At 69.1% G+C, this 13,435-nt stretch carries 12 protein-coding genes; 3 read left to right on the forward strand and 9 right to left on the reverse strand.

What is annotated here, in order from left to right; genetic code table 11:
• Positions 1-92 precede the first annotated feature (92 nt).
• Together ACFWQC_RS00550 and ACFWQC_RS00555 are read right to left on the reverse strand one after the other, a co-directional pair.
• Positions 93-389, reverse strand: coding sequence for a hypothetical protein (locus ACFWQC_RS00550; protein WP_355017392.1), 297 nt, complete (start codon positions 387-389; stop codon positions 93-95).
• Positions 390-404: 15 nt separating this feature from the next.
• A complete protein-coding gene (locus ACFWQC_RS00555) occupies positions 405-2,735 on the reverse strand; it encodes a DEAD/DEAH box helicase (protein ID WP_378671683.1) in 2,331 nt (776 codons plus the stop codon).
• Between the two features lie 186 nt (positions 2,736-2,921).
• On the opposite strand from ACFWQC_RS00555, the gene ACFWQC_RS00560 reads away from it, so the two are divergent.
• A complete protein-coding gene (locus ACFWQC_RS00560) occupies positions 2,922-3,257 on the forward strand; it encodes an anti-sigma factor antagonist (RefSeq protein ID WP_091044749.1) in 336 nt (111 codons plus the stop codon).
• Between the two features lie 25 nt (positions 3,258-3,282).
• The gene (locus tag ACFWQC_RS00565) at positions 3,283-4,761 is read left to right on the forward strand and encodes a methyltransferase (RefSeq protein WP_378671686.1); all 1,479 of its coding nucleotides are present in this window, start codon (positions 3,283-3,285) and stop codon (positions 4,759-4,761) included.
• Here ACFWQC_RS00565 and ACFWQC_RS00570 read toward each other — a convergent pair.
• Entirely contained in the window at positions 4,709-5,464 is a 756-nt protein-coding gene (locus ACFWQC_RS00570; protein WP_378671688.1) for a hypothetical protein, read from the reverse strand. The two genes, ACFWQC_RS00565 and ACFWQC_RS00570, sit on opposite strands and share 53 nt — an antisense overlap.
• Before the next feature lie 292 nt (positions 5,465-5,756).
• On the opposite strand from ACFWQC_RS00570, the gene topA reads away from it, so the two are divergent.
• The gene (topA, locus tag ACFWQC_RS00575; RefSeq protein ID WP_378671690.1) at positions 5,757-8,450 is read left to right on the forward strand and encodes a type I DNA topoisomerase; all 2,694 of its coding nucleotides are present in this window, start codon (positions 5,757-5,759) and stop codon (positions 8,448-8,450) included.
• A 282-nt stretch (positions 8,451-8,732) separates the two neighbouring features.
• On the opposite strand, the gene ACFWQC_RS00580 is transcribed toward topA, so the two are convergent.
• From ACFWQC_RS00580 to ACFWQC_RS00605, 6 genes are read right to left on the reverse strand one after another with little or no spacing between them, the layout of a single operon-like run.
• Complete coding sequence (locus ACFWQC_RS00580; RefSeq protein WP_378671692.1) at positions 8,733-9,767, reverse strand: ion channel; 1,035 nt, start codon at positions 9,765-9,767, stop codon at positions 8,733-8,735.
• A complete protein-coding gene (locus ACFWQC_RS00585; protein WP_378671694.1) occupies positions 9,767-11,338 on the reverse strand; it encodes a polyamine aminopropyltransferase in 1,572 nt (523 codons plus the stop codon). Before ACFWQC_RS00585 ends, ACFWQC_RS00580 begins: the two co-directional genes overlap by 1 nt.
• The gene (locus tag ACFWQC_RS00590) at positions 11,335-11,757 is read right to left on the reverse strand and encodes a DUF350 domain-containing protein (protein WP_378671695.1); all 423 of its coding nucleotides are present in this window, start codon (positions 11,755-11,757) and stop codon (positions 11,335-11,337) included. The genes ACFWQC_RS00585 and ACFWQC_RS00590 overlap by 4 nt, the downstream gene beginning before the upstream one ends.
• 25 nt (positions 11,758-11,782) lie before the next feature.
• Positions 11,783-12,274, reverse strand: coding sequence for a DUF4247 domain-containing protein (locus ACFWQC_RS00595; RefSeq protein WP_378671697.1), 492 nt, complete (start codon positions 12,272-12,274; stop codon positions 11,783-11,785).
• A complete protein-coding gene (locus ACFWQC_RS00600) occupies positions 12,267-12,779 on the reverse strand; it encodes a DUF2617 family protein (RefSeq protein WP_378671699.1) in 513 nt (170 codons plus the stop codon). The genes ACFWQC_RS00595 and ACFWQC_RS00600 overlap by 8 nt, the downstream gene beginning before the upstream one ends.
• A complete protein-coding gene (locus ACFWQC_RS00605) occupies positions 12,776-13,393 on the reverse strand; it encodes a DUF4178 domain-containing protein (RefSeq protein ID WP_350660291.1) in 618 nt (205 codons plus the stop codon). Before ACFWQC_RS00605 ends, ACFWQC_RS00600 begins: the two co-directional genes overlap by 4 nt.
• Between the last annotated feature and the right edge of the window lie 42 nt (positions 13,394-13,435).

A 13,435-nucleotide genomic window follows, 5' to 3' on the forward strand; every position in this document is an offset into this window, starting at 1 on the left:
GTTTGCTATCGCAAACTTAGCGGCCGCCCGACCATCTTTGCAATAGCAAATCCGGGGCCCGCAGAGACTCCAGCGATGCTCCGAAGCGAGGACTACGCCTCGTCCTTCGACTCGGGCGTCACGTCCTGCAGCGTCTTGGTCAGCTTCCGCATCTGACGCTTCTCCTTCATGTTCTTCGCCTGGAGCTTGCCGCCCCACTTGGTGAGCGAGAGGCCGAAGAGGAGAAGTACGCCGGCGACGAGGCCGATCACGAAGATCGTGGTCGAGCCGACCGGGAGGCCGAGCAGGGTGGCGGTCGGGTCGTCGAGATCACCGTTACCGGTGGTGAAGAGACCCAGCACGATGAGGACTGCGGCAACGACGATCAGCACAAGGCCCAGGATCAGCATTTCCCCAGAGTAGGCCTATTTGTGCAGCAGCAGCCGCAGCAACACGATCGCGCCTTGCTTGTCGAGAGGGTTGTTCTGGTTGCCGCACTTGGGCGACTGCACGCAGGAGGGGCAGCCGTCGTCGCACTCGCAGGCCTCGATGGTCTCCAGCGTGGCGCCGAGCCACTCCTGGGCGGCACGGAACCCACGCTCGGAGAATCCGGCCCCGCCGGGATGTCCGTCGTAGACGAAGACGGTGAGCATGCCGGTGTCCGGATGGGACGCGGTGCTGACGCCACCGATATCCCAGCGATCACAGGTCGCGATCAGCGGGAGCAGCCCGATGGAGCAGTGCTCGGCGGCGTGGGCGGCGCCCGGGATGTCCGCCGTCTCCAGGCCGGCCGCCTCGAGGGCAGAGGCGGGCACGGTCCACCAGACGGCGGAGGTGCGCAGCGTACGTTCGGGGAGGTCGAGGAGCTCTTCTCCCAGCACCTCGCCGCTCGGCTGTCGGCGGCGCAGGAAGGAGACGACCTGGTGGGTGACGTCGACGTCGCCGTACGCCAGGCGGCACTCTCCCCACGCCACCTGCTCCCGCTCGGCGATGATCGAGATCTCGGTGATCTCCCGGGCGAAGGTGGAGTAGCCGGGGTCGTCGCGGGAGATGACCGCGACGTTCTCCTCCAGGTCGAGCTCGTGCACGAGATAGGTCTCGCCACGGTGCACGTAGACGGCGCCGGCATGTGCGCTCGCGTGTGAGCTCGCCGCGTCGACCGTGCCGACCACCCGGCCGGTCTCGGCCTCGATCAGCTGCACCTGAGACCCACCCGAGGAGCGGATGTCGGCGAGGTCGGCCGCGCGTCGGCGGTCGGGCCAGTACCAGCCACGCGGCCGCTTGCGCAGCAGCCCCGAGGCGACCAGGTTGTCCAGGATCTCCCTGGCACCCGGTCCGAAGAGCGGCAGGTCCGGCTCGGTCAAGGGCAGCTCCTGCGCCGCGGCACACAGATGAGGGCCGACGACGTACGGGTTCGCCGGGTCGAAGACGGTGGCCTCGACCGGCTGGCCGAGAAGCGCGTCCGGATGGGTGACGAGATAGGTGTCCAGCGGGTCGTCGCGGGCGACCAGGATGCCGAGCGCGTCACCCGCCCCCCGACCTGCCCGGCCGATCTGCTGCCAGAAGGCCGAGCGCCTGCCGGGATAGCCGGCCAGCACGACGGCGTCCAGACCGCTGATGTCGATGCCGAGCTCGAGCGCGTTCGTAGCCGCCAGCCCCAGCAGCTCGCCGGAGCGGAGCGATGCCTCGATCGCCCGGCGTTCCTCGGGCAGATAACCACCGCGGTAGGACGCCACCCGCCCGGGCAGCGACGGGTCGACCTCTTCCAGCTCGGCGGCCGCGGTCAGGGCGACCTGCTCGGCACCGACCCGGGAGCGTACGAAGGCCAGGGTGCGTACGTCCGAGGAGACCAGGTCGGCGAGGAGGTCGGCGGTCTCGGCCGAGGCCGCGCGGCGCACGGGAGCGCCGTTCTCGCCGGCGTGCGACGTCAGCGGCGGCTGCCACAGGGCGATCGAGAGCTCCCCGCGTGGTGACGCGTCGGCGGTCACCGGGAGCACCGGAAGGCCGGTGAGCCGCTCGCCCGCGATCGACGGCTCGGCGACGGTCGCCGAGGCGAGGATGAACGTCGGCGATGAGCCGTAGAGCGCACAGATGCGCCGCAGCCGCCGCAGCACGTGCGAGACGTGCGCCCCGAAGACGCCGCGGTAGTGGTGGCACTCGTCGATGACGACGTAGCGCAGCGAGCGGAAGTAGGACGTCCATCGCTGATGACCGGGGAGCAGCGAACGGTGCAGCATGTCGGGGTTGGTCAGGATGTACTCGCCGAAGTCGCGCGCCCAGTCCCGCTGCTCCCGGGTGCTGTCACCGTCGTGGGTCACCGCGCGCACGTCGACGCCCAGTTCGCGCAGCCCGGTCAGCTGATCCTGAGCGAGCGCCTTGGTGGGCGCGAGATAGAGGACGCCGGCCCCGCGCTCACCACGTGGACCACGCCCGTCTCGGATCGCGGTCAGTGCGGGCAGCTGATAGGCCAGCGACTTCCCGGAGGCGGTGCCGGTCGAGACGATCACATGGGTGCCCTGGTGGGCGGCCTCGGCGGCCACCGCCTGATGCTGCCAAGGACGCTCGATCCCGCGAGCGGCGAAGGCGGCGACCACATCGGTCGAAGCCCACGTCGGCCAGTCGGCGAAGACGGCCTCTCGTGGCGGGATCTGCTCGAGGTGAGCCAGCCGGTCCTCGCGGCCGGGGACGTCCGCGAGCCGGCGTACGAGACGGTGTCCTGAGCCTGTCGAAGGGTCACCGGTCGCTGTCGTCAACACCTGTCTATTCTCCCAGAATCCTGGTGGCCGCCTCGCTTGCGGCCCCGCATCGTGTCCATGACGTTGCGAGTTTCTTGCGCGCATCCTGGTGAGCCGTGGTTACATTACGATCGACTCCGGGTATCGGACACCAGGCATGTCGACCGGAGCTGGTTGTCTCACGTTCCTTGGCAGGAGAACTTCGAAGTGGATCTGACGCTTGCGACTCGCGAGCTCGACTCGGCCACCATCGTGGCCGTGGGCGGCGAGATCGACGTCTATACCGCGCCGAAGCTGAGGGACAAGATCACCGAGCTCGTCGCGCGGGGTCACTACGACATCGTCGTCGACCTCGAAGCCGTGGAGTTCCTCGACTCGACCGGCCTCGGCGTCCTGGTGGGTGGCCTGAAGAAGGTGCGCCAGCACAACGGCATGCTCCGCCTGGTCTGCACCCAGGAGCGGCTGCTCAAGATCTTCCGGATCACCGGTCTTGCCAAGGTCTTCGACATCCACGCCAGCGCCGAGGGCGCGGCAGCGGGCTGACCCGAGCCCACATTAGGCTCCAGGTGTGAGTGACCTCCCGCACCGGCTCCGTGACGCCCTCCAGCAGGCCGACTTCTCCTACGACTCCGTCGCCGAGCTGCTCGGTCCGACCGCGCACAGCGCGCTGAGTCGCAACGAGACGCTGCCGGGCAGGCGGCGCACCCACGGAGGCACCCCGCTGGAGACCCTCATCCGGCTCTTCCTGCTGCAGACGACCGTCCCTCTGGACCACGCCGAGGCAGCCCTGCCCGGGCTCGTCGACCGGCTCGCCGTCGAGGGGATCCTGGAGCAGTCGGTCGGAGAGGTCGCCGCCCGCCTCGACGTACGTCCGTACGCCACCGAGGACACCGCCCTCTGGGTGGTCTCCGACCTCACGCCGGGGCTCGATGGCGGCCCCCAGCGCGTCGGCCCCGAGCACGTGCTCGGGATAAGCCCCGCCTCGACCTCCCTGGCGCAGCTGACCATCCGCGACCAGGTCGGCACCTCGCTCGATCTCGGCACCGGCTGCGGCGTCCAGGCCCTTCACCTCGCCACGCACAGCGACCGGGTGGTCGCGACCGACGTCAACCAGCGAGCTCTGTGGATCACCACCTTCAACGCCGCCCTCAACGACGTGGCGGACCGGATCGACGTACGCGACGGGTCGTTCTTCGAGCCAGTCGCCGGTGAGCGCTTCGACCTGATCGCCACCAACCCGCCGTTCGTGATCAGCCCGGCGACCGGTGAGCGCCTCGTCTACCGCGACTCCGGGCTCCCCGGTGACCGGGTGGTCGAGGACATCGTCAGGGCCGCTCCCGGCATGCTCACCGAGGGCGGCTGGTGTCAGATCCTGGGCAACTGGATCATCTCCGAGGACCAGCCCTGGGACGACCGCCTCGAGGGGTGGCTCGGGGACGAGGTCGACGCGTTCGTGGTCCAGCGTGAGGTGCTCGACCCCGCGGCGTACGTCGAGCTGTGGCTCAAGGACTCCGGCCACCACGGCGCCCAGGACTACCTGACCCGCTACGACACCTGGCTGTCCTGGTTCGAGGAGCAGAAGATCGAGGGCGTCGGGTTCGGCTGGATCAACCTTCACCGCACCGGCGCGAGCAACCCGAAGCGCGAGCTCCTCGAGTGGCCCTACGACGTCGAGCAGCCGATCGCCCCGGCGCTCGAGGCGTGGGGTGAGGCGGCTCGTGTCGAGGTCACCGAGGACTCCACGCTGGTGATCATCGAGGACGTCCAGCAGGAGACCCTCGGCCAGCCCGGCGCCGAGGACCCCAGCACCGTCATCCTGCGCCAGCAGCGTGGCCTGCGCCGCGCGCGCCAGGCGGACACGATCGAGGCAGCCTTTGCGGGCGCGTGCGACGGTGACCTGACCGTCGGCCAGATCCTCGACGCCCTCGCGCAGATCCTCGACCGCGACCCCGCGGTCGTGCGCAGCAGCTATCTGCCGATCGCCCAGGAGCTGGTCAGCGAGGGCTTCCTCCGTCCCGCACCAGGCACGCCTGGTCCCGCAGCCTGATCAGGCGTCTGCGCACGCTCGAGACCAGCAGGTCTGGATACCCCAGCGGCTCGAGATCGGGAAGGTCGCGCATGCCCCACGGCCGCTGTGTCTGCCACGGCCAGAAGCCACGGAGCGCGGCCGCCAGCTGCTTGCCGTGGGCCGAGGGCGTCGATTTCACGCCCAGCCGCTTCTTGAGCTCGGTCGCGGTGACCAGGCCACCCGGCCCGGCGAGCCCGTTGGCGCCCAGGACCGTCCACACGATCCCGGCCGCCACCTGAGCCGGCTGCGTGGGCCGGTCGACGACCAGCGGGTCGATCTCCCACAGCCGCAGCAGGGCCTGTCGCATCGCGAAGCCGACCTCCTGTCCCGGGAAGTCGGCCGCGACCTCGTCGAGCAGCGCGGCGACCGCCTCCAGCTGCGTACGTCCCGCCGGATCCTCCACGACCGGCAGGTCCAGCCCGTCCTCGACCAGCGGCGCGGCATCCAACGCGGTGACCGCCTCGTGGCCGCCGCACAGCGCGGCCAGCCAGTCCAGGGCCACCTCGTGGTCGGGTCGCGGCGGTGTGTCCGGCTCCGACCAGCGGGGCCGGGTCAGCTCGGCCTCAAGGCGCTCCAGGATCACGTTGGTCCGGGTGAGCAGCTGCGCGCACTCGGAGCAGACCAGGTGCTCCGGGGGCGTGGCCGGGCCTTCTATGTAGTCGATGTATTCGGCGTCGATCATCAGCAGAGACCTCTCGGTTCGGATTGGTCTCGCCGTCCTCGAAAGCCACCATACGGACGAGCACCGACAGTTTTTGGACATGGCCGGATGAGACACCGATTTCACGCTCCCGCTCCCCAGCGTGCTAGGTATTGTCTTCGCGGCGCCCAAGGCAACACGCCATGTTGTCCGAGAGCTCAGTGCCGCATGAACCGCGGTGACTGGACCCATGCCGGCTGGAGACACGCGCTAACGTGTCTCGCCAGAGCTTGTCGGTGGTGCCAGGCTCTGCTGCAGTGAGATAAGGACGTCAGTGGCACACAAGTTGGTGATCGTCGAGTCCCCGGCGAAGGCTCAGAAGATCGGCGGATACCTCGGACAGGGGTATGTCGTCGAGGCATCCGTCGGGCACATCCGCGACCTTCCGCAGAGCGCGGCAGACACCCCTGCCAAGATCAAGGACAAGCCGTGGGGGCGCTTCGGCGTCGATGTCGACAACGGCTTCACCCCTTACTACGTCGTGCCCAGCGACAAGAAGAAGCAGATCGCCAAGCTCAAGTCGCTCCTCAAGGACGCCGACGAGCTCTACCTCGCCACCGATGAGGACCGCGAGGGCGAGGCGATCGCCTGGCACCTCCTCGACGAGCTGAAGCCGAAGAAGGGCATCCCGGTCAAGCGGATGGTCTTCCACGAGATCACCAAGGCCGCGATCCTGGCTGCCGCCGAGAACCCGCGCGAGCTCGACATGGACCTCGTCGAGGCCCAGGAGTCGCGCCGCATCCTCGACCGTCTCTACGGCTACGAGATCTCCCCGGTGCTGTGGAAGAAGGTCATGCCCCGCCTGAGCGCGGGCCGTGTCCAGTCGGTCGCCACCCGGCTCGTCGTCGACCGTGAGCGTGAGCGGATCGCCTTCCGCACCGCCTCCTACTGGGATCTCGCCGGCACCTTCGACGCCGGCTCCGACCACGAGCCGCGGATGTTCCCGGCCCGGATCACCTCCGTCGACGGCAGCCGCGTCGCCCGCGGCACCGACTTCGGTCCCGACGGCCTGCTGAAGAGCGACAAGGTGGTCCACCTCGACCGCACCCGCGCCGAGTCCCTCGTCGCCGGCCTCGAGGGCCAGACCTACGAGGTCCGCTCGGTCGAGTCCAAGCCCTACAAGCGCAGCCCGTACGCCCCCTTCCGCACCACCACGATGCAGCAGGAGGCGAGCCGCAAGCTCGGGATGAGCGCGTCGACCACGATGTCGGTCGCCCAGCGTCTCTACGAGAACGGCTTCATCACCTACATGCGTACCGACTCCACGACCCTGAGCGGAGACGCCGTCGGCGCGGCCCGCGCTCAGGTCCGGGAGCTCTACGGCGCCGAATACCTGCCCGACGCGCCTCGGACGTACGCCTCCAAGGTCAAGAACGCCCAGGAGGCCCACGAGGCGATCCGCCCCGCGGGTGACTCGTTCCGCACCCCGGCGCAGACCGGTCTGACCGGCGACCAGTTCCGTCTCTACGAGCTCATCTGGATGCGCACCGTGGCCTCCCAGATGAAGGACGCGGTCGGCAACTCGGTCGCGATCCGCCTCGGCGCCTCGGCGGCCACGGGCGAGGACGTGGTCTTCTCCGCGACCGGGCGAGTGATCACCTTCCACGGCTTCCTGAAGGCGTACGTCGAGGGCACCGACTCCGCCGACCAGACCTCCGACGACCAGCAGACCCGGCTCCCGAACCTCACCGAGGGCGAGCGGGTGAACGCCGCGAGCCTCACCGCTGACGGCCACGAGACCAAGCCGCCTGCTCGTTACACCGAGGCCACCCTGGTCCGTGAGCTGGAAGAGCGCGAGATCGGCCGCCCGTCGACCTACGCGAGCATCATCCAGACGATCATCAACCGCGGGTACGTCTTCAAGAAGGGCACCGCGCTGGTCCCGGCCTGGGTCGCGTTCTCGGTGGTCAGGCTGCTGGAGGAGCACTTCCCTCGCCAGATCGACTACCGGTTCACGGCGAGCATGGAGGAGACCCTCGACGAGATCGCCAACGGCCGCAAGGACATGACCACCGAGCTCGGGGAGTTCTACTTCGGCTCCGAGCGGGTCAAGGGCATCAAGCCGCTGGTCGACGGTCTCGGCGACATCGACGCCCGCGAGCTGGCGACCTTCCCGGTCGGCTCTCCGGAGGCCGGGGTCAACCTCCGGGTCGGCCGATACGGTCCCTACATCGAGGGCCCCGGCGACGACGGCACCCCGTTCGCGGTGCGTGCCAACGTCCCCGACGACCTGCCGCCCGACGAGCTCACCCTGGAGAAGGCCAAGGAGCTCTTCGCCAACCCGGCCGGCGAGGAGCTCAACCTCGGCGTCCACCCCGAGACGGGCCTCACCGTCGTCGCGAAGAGCGGCCGGTTCGGTCCCTACGTCACCGAGCAGCTCCCCGAAGACGCGAAGAAGGGCGCCAAGCCCCGAACCGCGAGCCTCTTCAAGTCGATGAACCTGCAGACCATCACGCTCGAGGACGCCGTCAAGCTGCTGACCCTGCCCCGGGTCGTCGGCACCGGCGCCGACGGCGAGGAGATCACCGCCCAGAACGGCCGCTACGGGCCCTACCTGAAGAAGGGCACCGACTCTCGGACCCTGAGCTCGGAGGACCAGCTGCTCACGATCACGCTGGAGGAGGCTGAGCAGATCTACGCCCAGCCGAAGCAGCGCGGCCGTGCCGCCGCCAAGCCGCCGCTCAAGGAGCTCGGCCCCGACCCGGTCTCCGGGCAGCCGATGGTCGTCAAGGACGGTCGCTTCGGTCCCTATGTCACCGACGGTGAATACAACGCCACCCTCCGGGCCGCCGACGACCTGGAGACCCTGACCGCCGAGCGTGCCGCCGAGCTGCTCGCCGACAAGCGCGCCAAGGGTCCGGCGAAGAAGACCACCAAGCGGACGACGAAGAAGACCACGAAGAAGTCCACGGCGAAGAAGTCGACCGCCAAGAAGACGACCAAGAAGGCCGCGACCAAGAAGTCCTGATCGGGTTGTGAAGCTGAGCGTGGCCTATGGGTCACTCTCAGCTTCACAACAGTCCTATGAGCGGAAGAAAAATTCTTCCTCGCGACCTGCCAAGGTCGGCCAGGTCTGGTCAGGTCTGGTCAGGTCTGGTCAGGTCTGGTCAGGCTCAGCGCGACATCGCGGGCGCCGCGGGCCATGTCTGCTGACCGCGAGCGGAAGGAAAATTCCTTCCGCATGCCCGGGCATCGGTGCTGTCGGTGATGTCAGAGCTGTCGCCCGCGGAAGGAATTTTCTTTCCGCGACCTACGCCGCCGCCAGCAGAGACCCCGCGACCTCGTCGTAGTCCAACCGATCGGTCGCGATGTAGAAGAGCCGCGCGCCGGGAGCGACGTGGAGATCCCAGGGCGGGCTGACCTGGATGCCGTCGGCGGTGCGGACGGCCAGGAGCGTGGCGCCGTGCGATCGGCCGAGGGCGGACTGCCAGACACCGACGGCGACGGTCGCGGCCGAGGGAGGCACGGTGAGCGAGTAGGTGCCCTTGCCGCCCGCGGTGGCGAGCTCCTGGTAGACCTCCGCGATCCCCGGGTCGCTGAGCTCCTCGGCGATCAGCTGGGTGTTGTGCCACTGGACGCAGTGGACGGTGCTGTCGACGCGGAAGATGGTGCGCTGCACCCGCAGGTCGCGCAGTGCCACGATCGTGTGCACCGACGGGGCAGCCGCGTTGGCCGCGACGGTGAGGGTGACCGCCTCGTTGTCGTCACGCGGGTCGATCAGCACGCTGTGCGCGTTGGACAGCCCGGTGCGAGCGAGCACGTCGAGGTCGGTGATGTCGCCGCGTACGAAATGCAGGCGGTCCTCCCCGGGCATCGGGTGCTCGGAGAGCTGGTCCTCCCAGGTCGCGAGCACGACCTCGCGCTCCGGCTCGGAGAGCAGTTCGACCAGGATCCGCTCGGTGCGCCCGGCGGCGTAGCCGAGCATCACGATGTGGTTCTGTCCGCTGAAGCTGATCTCTCCACGCATGCGGCGTCCTTTGGCGTTCTCGATGATTGCCGAGATCCGGCTGAACAAGATGGCGAGGGTGGTGATGGAGCCGAAGACGACGTACGCCCCGACGAGCCGACCACCGGTGGTCTCCGGGAAGAGGTCGCCGTAGCCGACCGTGGTCGCGGTGACCAGGAACCACCACCAGTAGTTGGTGGGGCGCACGATGTCGCTGCCCGGCTGGGTCAGCGCCATCGCGATCCAGCCGGTGACGAAGACGAAGCCGATGATGGCGAGCGGAAGCACCCAGGCGTAATGCCGTGAGGTCCGCCGGACCAGTCGGAGAAGGAAGAACATCAGTAGCCCACCCAACCGTTCCGGGCGTAGTCCAGGATCGCCGGATCCAGCAGCGTGGTGACCGAGGTCGGCCGCTCGGCACGGTCCGGCGGGAACGACGAGGCGGCCGCGAGCACGGCGTCGCTGGCGTAGCGCAGCCCGCCTGGCGCCTCGTCGTCGAGCGCCAATTCAGGGGCCGAGCCGTCGCGGGAGGCGAGGACGTAGCCCCAGTTCCCGAACGAGGGTACGTCCGCCTGGTAGGGCGTGGTCCGATAGCCGGCCTCGGTGAGGGTGTGCCGCACCGACCAGAACGCGTCCGGCGCGAAGAACGGGCTGCCGGACTGCACGACCATCCGCCCGGACGGGGCGAGCAGCCGCGCGATCATGCTGTAGTTCTCGACCGAGTAGAGCTTGGCCAGAGCGGTCGAGTCCGGGTCGGGAAAGTCGGCGATGACCACGTCGAACGGTGCCCCGGAGTAGTCGCGCACCCAGGAGAACGCGTCGGCGGCGACGTACGTCAGCCGGGGGTCCTCCAGGGACCCCGACGTCAGCGACGAGACCGGCTCGAAGGAGCGCGCCAGCGACACCACCGCCGGGTCGAGATCGACCAGCGTCACCGAGGAGACCGACTGATAGCGCAGCACCTCGCGCGCCGCGAGCCCGTCGCCACCGCCGATGATCAGCACCCGCTGATGCGGCCCGTTCATCGCCGGATGGACGAGCATCTCGTGGTAGCGGTACTCGTCGAGCGAGGAGAACTGCAGGTCACCGTCGAGGAAGAGGCGTACGTCATCGAACGCCGGCCCGACCGGAGCGCCCCGTGTCACCACGATCTCCTGATAGGCCGAGCGCTGGGAGTGGATGATCGGGTCGCGGTAGAGCGCCTGCCGAGCGTTGAGCTCGAAGGAGTCGGCCGTCACCGCGGTCAGGCCGAGGGCGACCGCGAGCGCGCCGCAGACGGCGGTGACCGCCCCGCGCTGCCGGCGTGAACCGGCCAGCGCCACCCCGACCGTCCAGGCGGCGATCACGTTCAGAGCAGCCGTCGCCACCGTCCCCACCAGCAGCCCCAGGGTCGGCAGCAGCAGGAACGGGAACGCGAGTCCGCCGATGAGCGCACCGACGTAGTCGACCGCGTTGATGTCGGCGACCGCGAGCGAGGCCTGCTGGCGCCGCAGCCGCTGCAGCAGCTCCATCAGCAGCGGGATCTCGGCACCCACCAGCGCGCCGATCAGGAACGTCACCAGCAGCATCATCGGGGTGTAGAGATGCAGCCACGCGAACGACGCGTAGAGCGCCGGCACCGACGCACCGCCGACCGCGGCGAGCGCGATCTCCACGCCCACGAACGAGCGCAGCGGCCGCGCGGTGAGCGGCTTGGCGAGCACGGCGCCGACGCCCATCGCGAACATCGACACCGCGATCACCAGCGACGTCTGCGCGATCGAGTTGCCGAGCAGATAGCTCCCCAGCGTCACCAGCGCGAGCTCATAGACGAGGCCGCAGGCGGCGCAGACGAACACCGCCGCGAGGACGAGCAGCCGCGCCGCCCGTCCCTCGGGCAGCGCAGACAACGAGGGGAGGGCCAGGCTCACGTGATCGAGGCCGCCACGATCACGCCGACGGCCAGCTGCACCGCGACGGCGACCCAGATCGCCGGGTCGTCCTTGTCATCGGTCATCAGCTCGCCGAGCCGGCCCGGAGTGAGCAGGTCGAGGACCACGAACGCGAACGCGAGCAGGGCGATCCCGATGAGGCCGTACGCAGCGGTCTCGGCGAGCCCCTGGAGCGTGTCCGCCTCCGCGGTGTAGATCGAGGTGGCCACGATCGTCGCGATCGCGACGACCGAGGAGCCGAGCAGCAGTGCCGGGTCGCGGCGGTGCTCGACGAAGATCAGCTGCCCCAGCCGGCCCGGCGTGAGCAGGTCGATCACGTAGAAGCCGATCATCAGCAGCACCAGCCCGAGGGCGGCGAAGGCAACGGTGGACAGCAGTCCGCTCACAAGGTCAGTCATCGGTTCATCTCCAGTCTGAGGGTGGTCACTTGCCGGATCCGCTGCCGCCGCCGCGGAAGGAATCACCGCTGCTGCCGCCGCCGCTGTTGCGGCCGTAGAAGCTGTTCCAGCCCCACAGCCCGATCACCGTGGCGTGGTGGCGGTAGCCGCGGTCGTACTCGTAGAGCGTGATCGTCGAGCCCGAGGGCGTACGCGGCTCCACGACGACCAGCCAGTCGTCGTCGTAGCGCAGGTAGTGGCTGGATCCCTCGGCCCGGTTCTCGTCGGCGTCGGTGCCGCTGTCGATCTGGTTGGCGACCGAGCTCACCGTGCCGTCGTCCTCGAAGACGATCCCGGCCTCGCTGTCGGGGTCGGTGCCGCTGACGTGGTCGAAGTTCTTGCGCAGGTACTTCTCGGGGCTGTTCCCGTCGCCGGACACGGCGATGGCGATGATGATGGCGAGCGCGACGCACGCCGCGACGATCGCCCAGCCGATCAGCTTGCGGTTCGGGCCTCCGGAGCCATGGGGGTCAGACACTTGTGCCCTCCTCGGGCCGGTAGCTGGTGGTGGTGGCGACGATCTCGCCGGTCTGTGGGTAGGTGTGCCAGGTGTTCCAGACGATCTGCCTGGCGTCGGACCGGTCCAGGGCCAGCGCGGTCACCGCGTGCGGGTCACCCGGGAAGTGCGCGACCACGGCATCCGTACGCCCGCTCAGCCGCTCCACGAGCCGCGACGCCTGCGCGGCGAGCTCCTCGGGTCCCATCTCCTCGACGTGCGAGGCGAGGCGGTAGCCGCCCGCCGCGTGTGCCTCGGGAAGGGGCGCGGCCTCGGCGATCCCGCACGCGATCGTCTCGTGCAGGAGCGGGCGGTCGTCGCGGCGTACGACGACCTGGTGGCTGGCGCCCAGGACGCTCAGCATCACCGTGAGACCACTGCCGAGATCCACCGTCCGGGAAGCCAGCGGGGTGCAGAGGGTCGGTGCGAGGGTCCAGCGCAGGGTGTCGCCGCGTACGTCCGCGAACGGGACGTCGAGAAGCGTCACTCGTCGTCCAGGGTGGCGGGCCGGTCGGTGGAGGGGTAGACGGTCAGCTCGAACGGCTGCAGCACCTCGCCGAGGGAGGGCTCCCAGTTGCTGCCCCACTTCTCGAAGCCGAGCAGCTTGCCGTCGACCGACTTGTAGTCGGCGTACTCGGCCGTGCCCGAGGGCGCCGTGCCGGTCGCGCCGGTGGCGGTGAAGGCGGCGGAGCCCTTCTCCTGGAGCCGGTAGGCGACGCCGCCGACGATGATGTCGCGGTCACCGACGGCGCCCTGCTCGATGTCGCCGAGCGGGATCGCGTGCCACAGCGAGACCTCGAAGCTCTCGTCGTCCTCGATCGAGAGCCACTTCTTGCCTTCGGCGTCGTCGAGCATGTGCTCGGTCCAGCGGTAGCCGTGCTCGTCGAAGTCGATCCGTCCGCGGACGAACCAGTTGTGGCCGAGGTATTCGATGACGTCGCCGTTACGCACCTGGCGCAGCTGGTCGGAGGCGTGCTTGTGCTGGTCGCCGATGAAGTCGTCGGGCTCCTTCTGCGCCGTCGGCTGCTGCCTGCTCTTCCAGAGCAGATAGGCCGCGACCGCGAGGGCGGCCAGCAGCAGGACGATCAGGACGTAGATCACCGGAGACTCCTTAGGTCAGCGTGAGGACGACCGAACCTTAAC

It is taken from the genome of Nocardioides sp. NPDC058538 (assembly GCF_042719275.1).
Lineage (GTDB): Bacteria > Actinomycetota > Actinomycetes > Propionibacteriales > Nocardioidaceae > Nocardioides.

Coding starts and splice junctions, on each gene's coding strand:
- ACFWQC_RS00590 (WP_378671695.1), bottom strand. CDS start 11,757: ATGACTGACCTTGTGAGCGGACTGCTGTCCACCGTTGCCTTCGCCGCC.
- ACFWQC_RS00580 (WP_378671692.1), bottom strand. CDS start 9,767: ATGTTCTTCCTTCTCCGACTGGTCCGGCGGACCTCACGGCATTACGCC.
- ACFWQC_RS00550 (WP_355017392.1), bottom strand. CDS start 389: ATGCTGATCCTGGGCCTTGTGCTGATCGTCGTTGCCGCAGTCCTCATC.
- ACFWQC_RS00570 (WP_378671688.1), bottom strand. CDS start 5,464: ATGATCGACGCCGAATACATCGACTACATAGAAGGCCCGGCCACGCCC.